General features: G+C 62.8%; 15 protein-coding genes and 1 riboswitch. Of the genes, 8 read left to right on the top strand and 7 right to left on the bottom strand.

The annotated features are described in order from the left end of the window. Nucleotides 1–3: 3 nt before the first annotated feature. Nucleotides 4–390, bottom strand: a complete 387-nt coding sequence (locus ACIQUS_RS02615; RefSeq protein ID WP_403042488.1) for an MAPEG family protein — start codon at nucleotides 388–390, stop codon at nucleotides 4–6. 24 nt (nucleotides 391–414) lie between these two features. After that, the gene (locus ACIQUS_RS02610) at nucleotides 415–1,248 is read right to left on the bottom strand and encodes an EamA family transporter (protein ID WP_403042486.1); all 834 of its coding nucleotides are present in this window, start codon (nucleotides 1,246–1,248) and stop codon (nucleotides 415–417) included. A gap of 223 nt (nucleotides 1,249–1,471) precedes the next feature. Between ACIQUS_RS02610 and ACIQUS_RS02605 the strand changes: the two genes are divergently transcribed. Then, a complete protein-coding gene (locus ACIQUS_RS02605; protein WP_403042483.1) occupies nucleotides 1,472–2,707 on the top strand; it encodes a cation:proton antiporter in 1,236 nt (411 codons plus the stop codon). 63 nt (nucleotides 2,708–2,770) lie between these two features. Here the strand turns inward: ACIQUS_RS02605 and ACIQUS_RS02600 are convergent, their stop codons facing one another. Further along, nucleotides 2,771–3,169, bottom strand: coding sequence for an acyl-CoA thioesterase (locus tag ACIQUS_RS02600; RefSeq protein WP_195885514.1), 399 nt, complete (start codon nucleotides 3,167–3,169; stop codon nucleotides 2,771–2,773). A 182-nt stretch (nucleotides 3,170–3,351) separates the two neighbouring features. After that, nucleotides 3,352–3,456, top strand: a riboswitch (S-adenosyl-L-homocysteine riboswitch). Nucleotides 3,457–3,477: 21 nt separating this feature from the next. Here ACIQUS_RS02600 and ahcY point away from each other — a divergent pair. The 5 genes from ahcY (at nucleotide 3,478) to ACIQUS_RS02575 (ending at nucleotide 9,972) form a co-directional block, all read left to right on the top strand. Further along, the gene (gene ahcY, locus ACIQUS_RS02595) at nucleotides 3,478–4,887 is read left to right on the top strand and encodes an adenosylhomocysteinase (RefSeq protein WP_285864589.1); all 1,410 of its coding nucleotides are present in this window, start codon (nucleotides 3,478–3,480) and stop codon (nucleotides 4,885–4,887) included. A gap of 96 nt (nucleotides 4,888–4,983) precedes the next feature. Further along, nucleotides 4,984–5,829, top strand: a complete 846-nt coding sequence (gene metF / locus ACIQUS_RS02590) for a methylenetetrahydrofolate reductase [NAD(P)H] (RefSeq protein WP_403042479.1) — start codon at nucleotides 4,984–4,986, stop codon at nucleotides 5,827–5,829. A 105-nt stretch (nucleotides 5,830–5,934) separates the two neighbouring features. Further along, nucleotides 5,935–7,017: a hypothetical protein gene (locus tag ACIQUS_RS02585; RefSeq protein ID WP_403042477.1), complete on the top strand. Its 1,083-nt coding sequence runs from the start codon at nucleotides 5,935–5,937 to the stop codon at nucleotides 7,015–7,017. A 65-nt stretch (nucleotides 7,018–7,082) separates the two neighbouring features. Beyond that, the gene (locus ACIQUS_RS02580) at nucleotides 7,083–7,868 is read left to right on the top strand and encodes a substrate-binding periplasmic protein (RefSeq protein WP_403042473.1); all 786 of its coding nucleotides are present in this window, start codon (nucleotides 7,083–7,085) and stop codon (nucleotides 7,866–7,868) included. A 223-nt stretch (nucleotides 7,869–8,091) separates the two neighbouring features. Further along, entirely contained in the window at nucleotides 8,092–9,972 is a 1,881-nt protein-coding gene (locus ACIQUS_RS02575; RefSeq protein ID WP_403042469.1) for a DEAD/DEAH box helicase, read from the top strand. Nucleotides 9,973–10,035: 63 nt separating this feature from the next. Here the strand turns inward: ACIQUS_RS02575 and ACIQUS_RS02570 are convergent, their stop codons facing one another. The 3 genes from ACIQUS_RS02570 to ACIQUS_RS02560 all read right to left on the bottom strand — a co-directional run bounded on the left by ACIQUS_RS02570 (nucleotide 10,036) and on the right by ACIQUS_RS02560 (nucleotide 13,233). Continuing rightward, nucleotides 10,036–10,614 (bottom strand): YceI family protein, encoded by a 579-nt coding sequence (locus ACIQUS_RS02570; protein WP_403042467.1) that lies wholly within the window; start codon nucleotides 10,612–10,614, stop codon nucleotides 10,036–10,038. Between the two features lie 33 nt (nucleotides 10,615–10,647). Further along, the gene (locus ACIQUS_RS02565; protein ID WP_403042465.1) at nucleotides 10,648–11,199 is read right to left on the bottom strand and encodes a cytochrome b; all 552 of its coding nucleotides are present in this window, start codon (nucleotides 11,197–11,199) and stop codon (nucleotides 10,648–10,650) included. 210 nt (nucleotides 11,200–11,409) lie between these two features. Then, nucleotides 11,410–13,233, bottom strand: a complete 1,824-nt coding sequence (locus ACIQUS_RS02560; protein WP_403042462.1) for a flavin monoamine oxidase family protein — start codon at nucleotides 13,231–13,233, stop codon at nucleotides 11,410–11,412. Nucleotides 13,234–13,422: 189 nt separating this feature from the next. On the opposite strand from ACIQUS_RS02560, the gene ACIQUS_RS02555 reads away from it, so the two are divergent. Then, nucleotides 13,423–14,829, top strand: coding sequence for an adenosylmethionine--8-amino-7-oxononanoate transaminase (locus tag ACIQUS_RS02555; RefSeq protein ID WP_403042460.1), 1,407 nt, complete (start codon nucleotides 13,423–13,425; stop codon nucleotides 14,827–14,829). Nucleotides 14,830–14,891: 62 nt separating this feature from the next. Next, the gene (locus tag ACIQUS_RS02550) at nucleotides 14,892–15,611 is read left to right on the top strand and encodes a 16S rRNA (uracil(1498)-N(3))-methyltransferase (RefSeq protein ID WP_403042458.1); all 720 of its coding nucleotides are present in this window, start codon (nucleotides 14,892–14,894) and stop codon (nucleotides 15,609–15,611) included. On the opposite strand, the gene ACIQUS_RS02545 is transcribed toward ACIQUS_RS02550, so the two are convergent. Further along, nucleotides 15,608–16,225, bottom strand: coding sequence for a hemolysin III family protein (locus ACIQUS_RS02545; protein WP_403042455.1), 618 nt, complete (start codon nucleotides 16,223–16,225; stop codon nucleotides 15,608–15,610). The two genes, ACIQUS_RS02550 and ACIQUS_RS02545, sit on opposite strands and share 4 nt — an antisense overlap. Nucleotides 16,226–16,273 lie beyond the last annotated feature (48 nt).

The raw sequence follows: 16,273 nt of genomic DNA, 5'->3' as shown, positions 1-16,273 counted from the left end.
CGCTCAGAGCGAGATGAAGAAGAACGAGGCGACCAGACCCAGGCCGACGAACCAGACCAGCGAACGCAGGGCTGCCCAGTCGGCCAGGTAACAGATGATGTAGAGCAGGCGGCTGGTGATGTAGAGCACCGCCAGCACGTCCTGGGTCACCTGCTCGGCATTGCCGACGATGTCGGCAATGATCACCGCCGCGGCAAAGGCCGGGAACGCTTCGAAGCTGTTCAATTGGGCCGCGTGGGCACGTCGGGGAAAGCCTTCAAGCGTGTCGAGGAAAGCGCGTGGATCGTGATTATCGCGCAGCTTGAAGCGTCCACTGCCCAGCTTGGCAATGAGGGTGCACAGGACCGGCAGGAACAACGCAATCAATACACACCAGAAGGCAACGGTCATGATAAGTCCTTGTCGTTTGGATGATCAGAGTTTCATGATCAGCATGCCGATCAGCACCAGGGCACAGGCTAAGAGCCTGGGCCCGCCAAAAGGTTCTTTGAGGTAGCGCATGCCGAACAGCACCACCAGTATCACGCTGACTTCCCGCAGCGCCGCGGCTTCAGCCACCGAACCCAGCTGCATGGCCCAGAGCACCAGGGCATAACTGAACAGCACGCAGAAACCCACTGCCAGGCCCAGGCGCCACTGCAAGCGCCAGAACAGCACGAAAGGCGCGCGACGGGCGACGCCGGCCAGCAGCGGAAAGGGCCAGGCACTGAGCAGCGTCAACCAGACAAGATAGTCCAGAGGTTGCGACCAGAGCCGGATGGCCTGGCCGTCGAACCAGGTGTAACAGCCGATGCACAGGCCGATCAGGGCCACCACCGGCAGCATCGACCAGGGCAGCCGGTCGCCGCCTCCGCCCTGCCAGAGCAGGCAGGCCATGCCACAGGGAATCAGCAGGATGCCGATGATCTGCTGGCTGCTCAACGTCTCGCCGGCGAAGGTCAGGGTCAGCGCTAGCACCACCAGCGGTGACAGGCCGCGCATCAAGGGGTAGACCAGCCCCAGGTCACCGACCCGATAGGCCTGGATCAACAGGAAGCGGTACAGCTGTTCGAACAGCGCCGAGGCCAGCAACCAGGGCCACACCTGCGCGGGTGGAAACTCCACGAAACCGACCATTGCCACCGCGAACACCAGCGCCACCAGGTCCATGCTGGCAATCACCAGCAGGCGCTCGCCGCTGAATTTGATCATGGTATTCCAGGTGGCATGCAGCAGGGCGGCAACCAGAACAAGAGAAGTGGCTAACACGCGAAGGTCCTTGGCAGTGCAGTTCAAGTCAGCTGTGGCTGGCGGCTATCTAAGCATTTCCCCAGGCGCCACGTCGCGCACAATCGAGGAACCGGGAAACGAAATCCACACGACGTGGTCAACGCATGCAGCCAAAAAACTGTGCCCCCGAACCCTCGGCCGTTCATCAAAGTCCTGCCCGATGGAATCGGGTGCCCAATCGCAAACTCCTACAGGACCTGGAATGCTTGAGCTCGTTGCCGCGTTTATCTGTCTGACGACACTCCTCACTTACCTGAACTACCGCTTCATCGGCCTGCCGCCCACCATCGGCGTCATGGTCACCGCACTGCTGTTCTCCCTGTTGCTGCAAGGCCTGAGCGTCATTGGCTACCCGGGACTGGAAGAGCGCGTGCAAGGCCTGATGAGCCAGATCGACTTCAATGACCTGCTGATGCACTGGATGCTGTCGTTCCTGCTGTTCGCCGGCGCCCTGCACGTCAACCTCGCTGACCTGCGCAGCTACCGCTGGCCGATCGGCCTGCTGGCCACCGTCGGCGTGCTGATCGCCACCGTGGTCATCGGCTTTCTGGCGCACTGGATCTTCGCCCTGTTCGGCTGGCACATCAGCCTGCTCTACTGCCTGCTGTTCGGCGCCCTGATTTCGCCGACCGATCCCATTGCGGTGCTCGGTGCCCTGCGTACCGCCAATGCCTCCAAGCCGCTGAAAACCACTATCGTCGGCGAGTCGCTGTTCAACGACGGTACGGCGGTGGTGGTGTTCACCGTGCTGCTGGGCATCGCGCAACTGGGCGAGACCCCGAGCGTTGGCGAAACCGTGATCCTGTTCGCCCGCGAAGCCATTGGCGGCGCCCTGTTCGGCGGCCTGATCGGCTACGTCACCTACCGCATGATCAAAAGCATCGAGCAATACCAGGTCGAGGTCATGCTGACCCTGGCTCTGGTCATCGGTGGTTCGGCCATGGCCTACGAGCTGCATGTGTCGGCACCGATCGCCATGGTGGTGGCCGGCCTGATCATCGGCAACCTTGGCCGCAACCTGGCGATGAACGAAATGACCCGGCGCTACCTGGACGGCTTCTGGGAGCTGATCGATGACATGCTCAACGCCCTGCTGTTTGCCCTGATCGGCCTTGAGCTGTTGCTGCTGCCGTTCTCCTGGATGCACCTGGCGGCGGCCGGCGTGTTGGCCGTAGCGATCCTGCTGTCGCGCTTGCTGACCGTGGCCCCGGCCATCGTCCTGCTGCGCCGCTGGCGCACGGTGCCGCGCGGGACCGTGCGGGTCCTGACCTGGGGCGGCTTGCGCGGCGGGGTGTCGGTGGCACTGGCACTGTCGCTGCCCATCGGCACCGAGCGCGACCTGTTGCTGAGCATCACCTACATCGTGGTGCTGTCGTCGATCCTGTTGCAGGGACTGACGATCGGACGGGTGGTTCGCGGGGTGACCGAACAGCCTTGAGGCCCTCATCGCGGGTCAAGCCCGCTCCCACTGTAGGAGCGGGCTTGACCCGCGATGCTTTGGTTACTCCACTGCGGTATCGAACTGATCCTTGATGTACTTGATCTCGGTGCGCCCGTGCGCCGCCGGCAAACCATCTTCACCGAGGTTGACGAAGACCATGCGGTCGACGGTCAGGATGCTCTTGCGGGTGATCTTGTTGCGCACTTCGCACTTGAGGGTGATGGAGGTGCGGCCGAACTCGGTGGCGGTGATGCCCAGTTCGATGATGTCGCCCTGGCGCGAGGCGCTGACGAAGTTGATCTCCGAGATGTACTTGGTGACCACGCGCTGGTTGCCCAGCTGGACGATCGCGTAGATCGCCGCCTCTTCGTCGATCCAGCGCAGCAGGCTGCCGCCGAACAGGGTGCCGTTGGGGTTGAGGTCTTCGGGCTTGACCCATTTGCGGGTGTGGAAATTCATGTCTACTCCTGACCGTCTTGCCAATCGATGCCAGTAATGATGGCAGAGCCCGCCCCGACCCTCCATTGAACATCGACTATGGTCTCGATTAATCGACAGAAAACCTTGGGCAGTTGCACGCACGCGGCTATAATCGCCCTCGCTTCAAAACGGTCATCTGCACCTGAGACCGTTCCCGCCACCTGTCCGAGGGGCGCTGCAGCAGGTTCAACCTGTCAGGCTCGGATGGGGCGTTGTCTGGCCAGGTCTGCCTGGCGACACTAAACGCACAACGGCGCCCATTCGCACACTACGAATGGAGGCTCTTCATGAGCGCTGCAAACACGCCTGCTGGTTTTACCGATTACAAAGTCGCCGACATCTCCCTGGCCGCCTGGGGCCGTCGCGAAACCATCATCGCCGAATCGGAAATGCCTGCACTGATGGGCCTGCGCCGCAAGTACCTGCAAGAGCAACCGCTCAAGGGTGCCAAGATCCTCGGCTGCATCCACATGACCATTCAGACTGCCGTGCTGATCGAAACCCTGGTTGCCCTGGGTGCCGAAGTACGCTGGTCGTCCTGCAACATTTTCTCGACCCAGGACCAGGCCGCTGCCTCTATCGCCGCTGCCGGCATCCCGGTCTTCGCCTGGAAGGGTGAGACCGAAGAAGAGTACGAGTGGTGCCTGGAGCAAACCATCCTCAAGGATGGCCAGCCATGGGACGCCAACATGATCCTCGACGACGGCGGCGACCTGACCGAACTGCTGCACAAGAAATACCCGGCCGTTCTCGACCGCGTTCACGGCGTCACCGAAGAAACCACCACCGGCGTTCACCGCCTGCTGGACATGCTGGCCAAGGGCGAGCTGAAAATCCCGGCGATCAACGTCAACGACTCGGTCACCAAGAGCAAGAACGACAACAAGTACGGCTGCCGTCACAGCCTGAACGATGCCATCAAGCGTGGTACCGACCACCTGCTGTCCGGCAAGCAGGCACTGGTGATTGGCTACGGTGACGTGGGCAAGGGCTCGGCCCAGTCGCTGCGTCAGGAAGGCATGATCGTCAAGGTCTCCGAAGTCGACCCGATCTGCGCCATGCAGGCCTGCATGGACGGCTTCGAGCTGGTTTCGCCGTTCATCGACGGTATCAACAACGGTACCGAAGCGAGCATCGACAAGGCCCTGCTGGGCAAGATCGACCTGATCGTGACCACCACCGGTAACGTCAACGTTTGCGATGCCAACATGCTCAAGGCCCTGAAGAAGCGCGCCGTGGTCTGCAACATCGGTCACTTCGACAACGAAATCGACACCGCTTTCATGCGCAAGAACTGGGCATGGGAAGAGGTGAAGCCACAGGTACACAAGATCCACCGTACCGGTGCCGGCGCGTTCGACCCGCAGAACGACGACTACCTGATCCTGCTGGCCGAAGGCCGCCTGGTGAACCTGGGCAACGCCACCGGCCACCCAAGCCGCATCATGGACGGCTCGTTCGCCAACCAAGTACTGGCGCAGATCTTCCTGTTCGGCCAGAAGTATGCCGACCTGCCAGCCGCTCAGAAAGCCGAGCGCCTGACCGTTGAAGTACTGCCGAAGAAACTCGACGAAGAAGTGGCCCTGGAAATGGTCCGCGGCTTCGGCGGCGTGGTGACCCAACTGACGCCTCAACAGGCCGAGTACATCGGCGTTACCGTCGAAGGGCCATTCAAGCCACACGCCTACCGCTACTGATGGGCCAAAGCCGGTGTCGCTGCAAAGCGTCACCGGCTTTTTTCTGTAAGCCAGCCTTGGAGCTGGCCTGCTCGATCGGTTTACCAGGATTTCGCCATGTCTCAGGAACGCCGTTACAGCTTCGAGTTCTTCCCGACCAAGACCGATGCTGGACATGAAAAACTGATTGCCACTGCCCGTCAGCTGGCCACCTACAACCCGGATTTCTTCTCCTGCACCTACGGTGCCGGTGGCTCGACCCGCGACCGCACGCTCAACACCGTGCTGCAGTTGGAGAGCGAAGTGAAGATCCCTGCCGCCCCGCACCTGTCGTGTGTCGGTGACAGCAAGGACGATCTGCGTACCCTGCTGACCCAGTACAAGGCAGCCGGCATCCAGCGCATCGTCGCCCTGCGCGGCGACCTGCCTTCGGGCATGGGCATGGCCAGCGGCGAGCTGCGCTACGCCAATGAACTGGTCGAGTTCATCCGCCAGGAAAGCGGCGATCACTTCCACATCGAAATCGCCGCCTACCCGGAGATGCACCCCCAGGCGCGCAACTTCGAAGATGACCTGAAGAACTTCGTGCGCAAGGCCAACGCCGGTGCCAACAGCGCCATCACCCAGTACTTCTTCAACGCCGACAGCTACTTCTACTTCGTCGAGCGCGTGCAGCAACTGGGCGTGGACATGCCTGTGGTGCCGGGGATCATGCCGATCACCAACTACAGCAAGCTCGCGCGCTTCTCCGATGCCTGCGGCGCCGAGATCCCTCGCTGGATCCGCAAGCAGCTGGAAGCCTATGGCGACGATACCAGAAGCATCCAGGCCTTCGGCGAAGAGGTCATCACCCGCATGTGCGAACAGCTGCTGCAAGGCGGCGCGCCAGGCCTGCACTTCTACACCCTGAACCAGGCCGACCCGAGCCTGGCGATCTGGAACAACCTCAAGTTGCCCCGCTGATCGGCTTATTACACCCTCAGTAACAATTGCTGCAGAATATTGTAAAGGTCTTGGCTTACGCTAAGACCTTTCTGCATTCTTGAACTGACGGATTTTCCTGCTTCCATGCCTCAAGGCCATACCTCCACCCGCCCGCAACTCGTTTACCTGGTCTTCGGGCCCGACACCTATCATCAGGAAGCACAGTTCAGCATCGTCAGTGCCCTGGCCAACCTGCGCAAGACGCCAGGCGAGACCCTGGACATCCAGGTCTACAGCGACAAGGCAGAACCCTACCGGCACCTCCCGGTCACCGTCCACCTGCTCGATGCTGCCACCCGCGAAGCCTGGAACCAGCCCCACGGCTACCATTTCCGCAGCAAGCATGTGGTCCTGCGCCAGGTACTGGCCAAGGCGCCAATGGCTGTACTCATCGACACCGACACCTTTTTCCACCAGTCGCCCGTGGAGCTGTTCCGCCGGATCGCTGCGGGCACGCTGCTCTGCAATGCCATTGGCGCCACTTATGGCGCTGACAAGCAGTGCCCGCTGTTCCAGAGCCTCTCGCCCCTGCTGGAGGCCCGTGGTTTGGCCGACCGGCAGATGCCCCTGCTCAACTCCGGGGTGATCGGCCTGATGCAGGAGGATGCGGCACTGCTCGACCAGTCCATTGCCCTGATGGACGAGTACTACCCTCATGCCAGGGGTGCCTATACCCTGGAAGAATTCTGCCTGGCCGTGGCCGCCTACCGGCGCATGCACGTCAACCAGTGCACCGACCTGATCCATCACTACTGGAGCCGCAAGCAGCTGTTCCGGGCCAAGGTCCAGGCCTGGCTGGCCAAGCACCAGCACGCCCCGCTGAGCTGCCAGGCGCTGGAAGACGTGGTCCGGGTCAACGCCCAGCTGCCCAAGCCACCCGCCCTGCAGCGCCTGGGTTACAAGGCACTGAGCCTGACCCTGCCTGCCGAACAGCGCCAGTTCCTGCGCGAATTGATGTACGGCTGTTACAACTACCCCAACGAGTTCGACCGCGCCTGTGCTTCGGCCTGGTGGGACAAGGCGCTGGACAATGCCAACGCCCGCCATTCACGTCCGTTGTGCAATGACAAGCTGCAGCAATGGTTCGAGCGGACCGGCATGCGCCTGAGCCTGGGCCGCAAGCACCGGCTGGTACGAGATTCGCTGTTAAAGCGATCACAACACTGAATACCTGGCCAGAGCAATGCGCATGTCTACTAGCCATAGCCGTGCGCACGACGTAATCTCCAGCCATGCCCGACTTCACCCGCCTGATCACCGCGCTGATTCTCACTTGCCTGAGTGCCCTGGCCCATGGCGAGAAGCTGCGTATCGTCACCGAACCCTGGGCACCCTACGTGTACCTGGAAGACGGTCAGGCCAAGGGCATCGACTACGAGGTCACCGCCGAAGTCTTCAAACGCCTGGGTGTCGAGGTGGAGTGGCAGTTCCTGCCCTGGAAGCGCTGCCTGGCCATGATCGACCAGGGCCTGGCCGATGGCGTGCTGGATATCTTCCAGACCGAACAGCGCGACAGCCAGCTCTACTACCCCAGCGAACCCCTGTCGGTCGTCGAATTCGTGCTGTTCTACGCAAACGCCAGGCCCCATGCGGCAAACAGCCTGGAAGACCTGCGCGGCCTTACGGTCGGCACCTCCCCTGGCTACACCTATGGCGCGGCATTCAGCGAGTCGCCCCTGTTCACCCGCGAGCCTGCCCCGACTCACGAAGCCAACTTCGGGAAGCTGCAGCGCGGGCGTATCGACCTGCTGATCACCGACCGCCGCGTCGGCCGCTACATGATCAAGAGCCTGGGCCTTGAGCAGCAGATCAGCGAGTTACCCCTGGTGATCAGCCGCCAGAGCCAGTACCTGGCGGTTCGCCGCAATGTCGGCATGGACCTGCTGTCGCAACGTTTTGCCGCAGAGCTGCGCCGTTTCAAGCGTGAACCCGCTTATGCCGCCCTCAATGCCCGTTACATGGGCAACGACGAGCACTTTCGGACCGCCGTTGAGCAGCAGGAACACAGCACGCCCTGATTGCTCTGTTATACTCGGGCCTTCCCGCCAGGCTTACGCCCGGACGCTCGGCCTTGCAAAAGGCATCCCGACCGGCAGGACAGCGCGGCCAAGCGCCCGCCCGCCACACTCGGATGTGCATTGAAGACCCTGCTGGACCGGACGCGATAGCATCACTCGATGCCCGTCGCGCCAGGCAAGATCATCCCATCGGGCTTAGCCCCCACTAAGAACAGGATTGCTCATGTCCTTTGCTTCCCTCGGTCTCTCCGAGGCTCTAGTCAGCGCCATCGAGGCAGCCGGCTATACCCAGCCCACTCCGGTGCAACAGCGGGCCATTCCCGCCGTGTTGCAAGGTCGCGACCTGATGGTCGCCGCCCAGACAGGTACTGGTAAAACCGGCGGCTTCGCCCTGCCGATCCTCGAACGCCTGTTCCCCGGTGGTCACCCGGACAAATCCCAGCGTCATGGCCCTCGCCAGCCGCGGGTACTGGTGCTGACCCCGACGCGCGAATTGGCCGCCCAGGTGCATGACAGCTTCAAGGTCTATGCCCGCGACCTGAAATTCGTCAGCGCCTGCATCTTCGGCGGCGTCGGCATGAACCCACAGGTCCAGGCCATGGCCCGCGGCGTCGATGTGCTGGTGGCCTGCCCCGGTCGCCTGCTCGACCTGGCCGGCCAGGGCAGCGTCGATCTGGCCCACGTCGAGACCCTGGTACTGGACGAAGCCGACCGCATGCTCGACATGGGCTTCATCCACGATGTGAAGAAGGTCCTCGCCCGCCTGCCGGCCAAGCGTCAGAACCTGCTGTTCTCGGCGACCTTCTCCAAGGACATCACCGACCTTGCCGACAAGTTGCTGCACAACCCCGAGCGCATCGAGGTCACGCCGCCCAACACCACGGTCGAACGCATCGAGCAGCGCGTCTATCGCCTGCCGGCCAGCCACAAGCGCGCGCTGTTGGCCCACTTGATCACCATGGGTGCCTGGGAACAGGTCCTGGTATTCACCCGCACCAAGCACGGCGCCAACCGCCTGGCCGAGTACCTGGAGAAGCATGGCCTGACCGCCGCCGCGATCCACGGCAACAAGAGCCAGAATGCCCGCACCAAGGCCCTGGCCGACTTCAAGGCCGGCACCGTGCGCATCCTCGTCGCCACCGACATTGCCGCCCGCGGCCTGGACATCGACCAGCTGCCCCATGTGGTCAACTTCGAGCTGCCCAACGTCGAGGAAGACTACGTTCACCGTATCGGCCGTACTGGCCGTGCCGGTCGCTCGGGCGAGGCCATCTCGCTGGTTGCCCCGGATGAAGAGAAGCTGCTCAAGAGCATCGAGCGCGTCACCCGCCAGAAGATTCCGGATGGCGACCTGATGGGCTTCGATGCCTCCAAGGTAGAAGCCGAGAAGCCCGAAACCCGCGAACGTCCACAGAACAACCCTCGCGGTGGCCGTGGCCAGCGTGCCGATGGCAGCAATGCCAACAACGGCGGTCGCAAGGACAAGGGCAAGGATCAGGGCAAGGAAAAAGGTCGCGACAAGGACAAGGAAAAAACCGCGGAGAAATCCGCCGGTGGCCGCCAGGAGCGCAAGCCTCGCGACAAGAAGCCACGCCAGCCCCAATCGGCGCAGTCCGGCATCCCGCAAGCTCCAGCCGATCGTGACCCGGAAGAGTTCCTGGACGACGACGTGGATAACTTCGGCAACCGTGCCGACTATGTCAGCCCCTATCAGAACAAGGGCAACCAGGGCCGCAACCGCCGTCCGGGCGCGCCTGCGCAGGCAGGTTCTGGCACGGGCGGCCAGCGCAGCGGCGGTGGCCAGGGTCGCAACAACGGTCAGCGCAACAGCGCCGGCGGTTCGGCCAATGGCGAAAAACGCGGTGGTTCGCGCAGCGGCGGTGGTGGCCAGCAACGTCGTGATGGCGGCGCCCGCAACGGCCGTCCGCCCCGCGATGAGCGCTCCAGCGAGCCGGCCGTACGCAACCCGCGCGAAGGCCAGCCACAGCCGCGGATCATGCACAAGGAATCGAAGATCGACCGTTTCCCGACGGCCGAACAGCTTGAGCAACTGCCAAGCCGCCCACGTGGCGAGAAGCCTGCACTGCTGACCCGCAATCGCTGATCCGCCACTGCATAAACAAGAACGCCGCCCCATGGGGCGGCGTTTTTGTTGGTGCGCCAGCGATTACTTCTGCTTGATACCTTCGATCGAGATATCCAGGTCCAGGGTCTGCGAAGTAGCGCCCGGGCCTTTGATGCCGAAATCGTTCAGGTTCAGGGTGGTGGTCGCGTTGAAACCAGCGCGCTCGCCGCCCCACGGGTCCTTGCCTTCGCCGTTGAAGGTCGCCTTGAAGGTGACAGGCTTGGTCACGCCGTGCATGGTCAGGTCGCCGGTCACGTCGGCAGTTTTCTCACCGGTTGGCTTGACGCTGGTGGAAACGAACTTGGCCGTTGGGTACTTCTTCACATCGAGGAAGTCTTTGCTGGCGATGTGCTTGTCACGCTCGGCGTGGTTGGACCACAGGCTGGCGGTCTTCAGGTCGACAGCAATCTTGCTGGCTTCAGGCTTGGCAGCGTCCCAGCTGAAGTTACCATCGAAATCCTTGAAGGTTCCGTGGATGAAGCTGTAGCCCAGGTGGCTGATTTTCCAGTCAACGAAGGCGTGCTGGCCTTCCTTGTCGATCTTGTAGTCTGCCGCCATGGCCTGGCCAGCCGAGAGCATTGCAGTACCGAGCGCCAGAGCGGCAAGAGTCTTTTTCAACATGCGTCTATATCCCTTTGGAGTTGAGGTTGAACATCAAGCATTGCGGCCCAGCATGCGCTTGAGGGTCGCGTCACGGTCGATAAAGTGGTGTTTCAGGGCTGCCAGGGCGTGAAGACCGGCAAAGATCACCAGGCCCCAGGCCAGATAGAAATGGATTTCACCGGCAACATCCGCCTGGTCGGGCAGGTTGCTCACCAACGCCGGCACTTCGAAAAGACCGAACACCGGGATACCCACGCCATCAGCCGTGGAAATCAGGTAGCCGGCGATCATCACCGCGAAAAGTCCGAGATACAGGGCGCCGTGGCCGGCCTTGGAGGCCATGCGGGTCAGCTTGCCGTGGTTGGGTAGCGCCGGTGGTGGCGGGCTGATGAAGCGCCAGAACACCCGCACCAGCATCACGGCCAGCAGCACCAGGCCAATGCTCTTGTGCAGCTCAGGTGCTTCCTTGCGCCATGGGCTGTAGTAGTCCAGCTCCATCATCCACAAGCCCAACCCGAACAGCCCGAAGACTGCCAGGGCCACGCCCCAGTGCATGACGATACTGACCAGGCCATAACGCGAAGTTGAATTGCGCAGCTGCATTGCCGTGTTTCCCTGTAAGAACTGTGCTCAAGACTAACGACTTAACTATCGAATTAAAGCGGAAAATTTTGCTTTGAAATATCGAGAAAAACGATTGTTAGTGTGGAACGACGCTATTAAGGAAACATTAACTGCGGGGGAAGGTATGGAAATATCGCGGGGCAATCCCGCTCCCGTAAGAGGGGATTGCCCCGCGATAGCGTCAACGCATCACTGCGCCTTGGCTTGAATGTTGGCTACCGGCTTCTTGGCTGGCTCCGCCTTGGCGGCCGTTTTCTTGGTCTGTTCGGTCTTGGCCACCGGTTTCTTCGCCGGTGCAGGCTTGGCCGCAGTGCTCTTGGTTGGCGCGGCCTTGGCCGGAGCAGGCTTGACCGGCTCCTGCTTGGCCACCGGCGCTACAGGCGCAGCGGGGGCTGGTGCAGGTGCTGGCGCAGCAGCGGACTCGACCGGCTTGGCCGCAGGCGCGGCAGCGGGCTTGTCGTCACTGCCGAACAGGCGCTTGAAGAAGCCCGGCTTGTTTTCTTCCTGCTTCACCGGCTCTGCCGCCTTGGCCGGCTTGTCGGACGAGCCGCCAAACAGGTTGGTGAAGAAGTTGCCCTTGCTCGCCACGGCCGCAGTAGCCGCCGCAGCAGCAACCGGCGCCGCCTTGACCGGATCGAAGGACTTGCCCGCTGCCAGGTCCTGAACCTGGCTGGCCGCGCGCTGGCCGCTGCGCAGGGCGCCTTCCAGGGTGCCTGGGTAAAGGGCGTCGGTGTGTTCGCCAGCAAAGGCGATACGTTGCACCGGACGCTCCCACAGGCGCCAGAACTTGCTGATCTGGCCCGGGCCATAGGCCAGGTAGGCGCCGCCCATGCCGGCGTCGGTACTGTAGCGACGCACTTCATAACCGGTGAAGGCACCACGGGCTTGTGGGTAGAACGAATGCAGGCGGATCAGCACCTGATCGACCATCTGCTTGTCGCCGAAGGCCTGCAGCAGGCGAGCGTTGTCACCCGACAGGTTGATCACCACGTTGGCCCCGCCCTTGAGCGCAGGCTCGATCCACAGCATGCCCAGGCCGGTGTTGCTGAAGATTTCGCCGGACATGCGCGCACGCGGCTCCCACACCGGGTTCTTGAACTTCAGCATCAGCTGGTCGCGCCAGCCGTAGTTGGTGCCCTTGAGCGCTGCCAGGTGCTGGTTGTCCAGGCCCGGGATCATCTGGATTTTCGCCAGGGCGCGCAGCGGTACGGCCAGGACCACGTAGTCGGCCTGGTAGCCAACGCTACCGACCTTGACGGTGACGCCGTCCTTGTCCTGGGTGATGGCACTGACCGGCGAGCTGGTCTTGATGGTTTTCAGTTGCTTGACGAAGGCCTGGGCCAGCACCGGGCTACCGCCTGGCAGGCGCGCGGCACGCAGGTCACGATCGCTGACGCCCCGGTAGACGCGGGTCTGCTGGGCGAAATAAAGCAGCGACAGGCGCGAAGGCTCGTCATAACGGGTACGGATCTGCTGGTTGATCAGCTGTCGCGCGGTGGTCGGCAACTGCAGCTTGTCCAGCCAGATGGACACGTTCATCTGGTCGAGGGCGAACAGGGTGCTGTTGGCGTGCGGGTTCAGCGGATCGTCGATCGAGCGCGCCAGGTCGTCGAGGGTCTTCTCGTAACGCTTGAGTGCCTCGGCGGTGGCCGGCTGCTTGGTGGCCAGGTCGGCGGCGCTGTAATACTCGCCATCGATCAGGTAGCCCGGGGTGCGGACGTACTCCGGCGCCGGCTGGGTGCTGATCTTGAAGGTATCCAGATACTGGTTGAGCACCGGCTGGGCCTTGCTGTTGCCGATCCACTCGCTGGTCGCCAGACCCGAGCGCCCGCCCATGCCCGGTTTTGCTTCGAGCAGGGTGACCTGCCAGCCTTTGCCCTGCAATTCATACGCGGCTGTCAGGCCGGCCAGACCGCCACCAACGACGATTACGGTCTTGTCCTTGGCCAGCGCAGTAGCGCTGAACAGTCCTATCATTACCAGCGCACACGCGCGTAGCCACCCAGCAGACATTTTGGCGAACTCCGGATCAAAGCAGATTTTTGGGGGGATCCCCCGGAAAGAATAGCCGAAGGATACGCCACGCCAAGCGCCCCCGCCAGCGACGCCAGCGGTCTGATTGCAAGTCACGGGTTGTCCTTGTCCTGCGCATTGCATAGGCTTGCGCCGCATGTCCGCGCTGTCGTCGCCAGGAGAATCGAAATGGGCCTCAACCAACAGTGGATGCAACGTGACCTGAAGGTCCTGTGGCACCCCTGCACCCAGATGAAAGACCACGAACACCTGCCCCTGATCCCGATCAAGCGCGGCGAAGGCGTATGGCTGGAAGACTTCGAAGGTAAACGCTACCTCGATGCCGTCAGCTCCTGGTGGGTGAATGTCTTCGGTCACGCCAACCCGCGCATCAACCAGCGCATCAAGGACCAGGTCGATCAGCTCGAGCATGTGATCCTCGCCGGTTTCAGCCACCAGCCGGTGATCGAGTTGTCCGAGCGCCTGGTGCAGCTGACCCCGGAAGGCCTGGATCGATGCTTCTACGCCGATAACGGTTCGTCCTGCATCGAAGTGGCGCTGAAAATGAGCTTTCACTACTGGCTCAACAAAGGCCAGCCGGAGAAGAAGCGCTTCATCACCCTGAGCAACAGCTACCACGGCGAGACCATCGCCGCGATGTCGGTGGGCGACGTGCCGCTGTTCACCGAAACCTACAAGGCCCTGTTGCTCGATACCCTCAAGGTGCCAAGTCCGGACTGCTACCTGCGGCCCGAGGGCGTGAGCTGGGAGGAACACTCGCGCACGATGTTCGCCGCCATGGAGCAGGCCCTGGCCGAACACCATGCCAGTGTCGCCGCGGTCATCGTCGAGCCGCTGATCCAGGGTGCCGGCGGCATGCGCATGTACCACCCGGTGTACCTCAAGCTGCTGCGCGAGGCCTGCGACCGCTATGGCGTGCACCTGATCCATGACGAGATCGCCGTGGGCTTCGGCCGTACCGGGACGATGTTCGCCTGCGAACAGGCCGGTATCCGCCCGGACTTCCTCTGCCTGTCCAAGGCCCTGACCGGCGGCTACCTGCCCCTGGCCGCCTGCCTGACCACCAATGAGGTGTACAGCGCGTTCTACGACGACTATCCGACCCTGCGCGCCTTCCTGCACTCGCACAGCTATACCGGCAACCCGCTGGCGTGTGCCGCTGCCCTGGCGACCCTGGATATCTTCGAGCAGGACAACGTCATCGAACAGAACAAGGCCTTGTCGGCGCGCATGGCCGCCGCCACCGCCCACCTGGTCGACCATCCCCACGTCGCCGAAGTCCGCCAGACCGGCATGGCCCTGGCCATCGAGATGGTCCAGGACAAGGCCACCAAAACCGCCTACCCCTGGCAGGAGCGTCGCGGCCTGAAGGTGTTCGAGCACGCCCTGACCCGTGGCGCCCTGCTGCGGCCGCTGGGCAGCGTGGTGTATTTCCTGCCGCCTTATGTCATTACCCCCGAGCAGATCGACTTCCTTGCCGAAGTTGCCAGCGAGGGCATCGACATCGCCACCCGCAGCAGCGTCAGCGTGGCGGTGCCGGCTGACTTCCACCCCGACTTCCGCGATCCGGGCTAACAGAATCGCGGGGCAAGCCCGCGATAGCGCCCGCACAGCCAACACATCTTCAGAGTTAGAGCATGAGACTGTCCCGCTTCTTCATTGACGCCCCCCTGAGCCTCGGCGAGCACGACTTGCCCGAAGCCCAGGCCCACTACATCGGCCGGGTGCTGCGCATGGCCGTCGGCGACGCCGTGCAGCTGTTCGACGGCAGCGGCCAGGAATTCCTCGGCCAATTGCTCGAAGTCGGCAAGAAAACCGTGCGCGTCAGCCTGCACGAGGCCTTCGCCGGCCAGGCCGACGCCAGCCTCAAGGTTCACCTGGGCCAGGGCCTGTCGCGCGGAGAGCGGATGGACTGGGCGATCCAGAAGGCCACCGAACTGGGTGCCAACGTCATCACCCCGATCGTCAGCGAGCGCTGTGAAGTGCGCCTCAAGGACGAGCGCGCCGACAAGCGCCTGGCCCACTGGCGCCAGGTGGCGATCAGCGCCTGCGAGCAATGTGGCCGCTCCAGCGTGCCGCAGATCAACCCGCCAATGCTGCTGGCCGACTGGCTCAAGGCCTGCGACGAACAGCTCAAGCTGGTGCTTCACCCGGTGGCCGAACCCCTGGTCAGCCACCAGAAGCCCGAGAGCCTGGCGTTTCTGATCGGTCCGGAAGGCGGCTTGAGCGATGCGGAGGTCGACCAGGCCAAGGCCGCCGGTTTCCATGCCGCCCGCCTCGGTCCACGGGTATTGCGCACCGAAACCGCCCCCGTGGTGGCCCTGGCCGTTGCCCAGCAGTTGTGGGGCGATTTCTAGAGCACGTAGAAAAACACGGCGATGAAGTGCATCAGGCTGCCGGCAATGACGAACAAGTGCCAGATGCCATGCCAGTGGCGAAAGCGGCTGTCGTAGGCGAAGAAGATGATGCCGATGGTGTAGAACGCACCACCGGCCGCCAGCCAGGCGAAGCCCGCCGCGCCCAGGCTGGCCAGCAGTGGCTTGACCGCCACCAGCACGATCCAGCCCATCACCGCATAGATAATGATCGACAGCACCCGGGCTTCGGAGCGTGGCTTGATCTCCTGGAGCATGCCGATCAGCGCCAGCCCCCAGACCACCCCGAACAGACTCCAGCCCCAGGGGCCACGCAGGCTGACCAGGCAAAACGGGGTGTAGCTACCGGCGATCAGCAGGTAGATCGACAGGTGGTCGAGCTTGCGCATCACCACCTTGGCCTTGCCGCGCACGCTGTGGTAGAGGGTGGAAATGCTGTAGAGCAACAGCAGGGTAAAGCCGTAGATGGCCAGGCTGACGATCTTCCAGGGATCGCCCTGCAAGCCGGCCACCACCAGCAACCAGACGGCGCCGACACAGGCCAGCACCGCGCCGACCAAGTGCGTCCAGGCGTTGAAACGTTCACCGTGATACATGCAGCAGGGTCCTCCTGAAAACGGACTGGCATCCCATCCTACACAGGC

The sequence above is a fragment of the Pseudomonas sp. NPDC090755 genome (genome assembly GCF_044769005.1).
GTDB lineage: Bacteria > Pseudomonadota > Gammaproteobacteria > Pseudomonadales > Pseudomonadaceae > Aquipseudomonas.
This window is presented reverse-complemented; position numbering and strand designations above follow the sequence as displayed.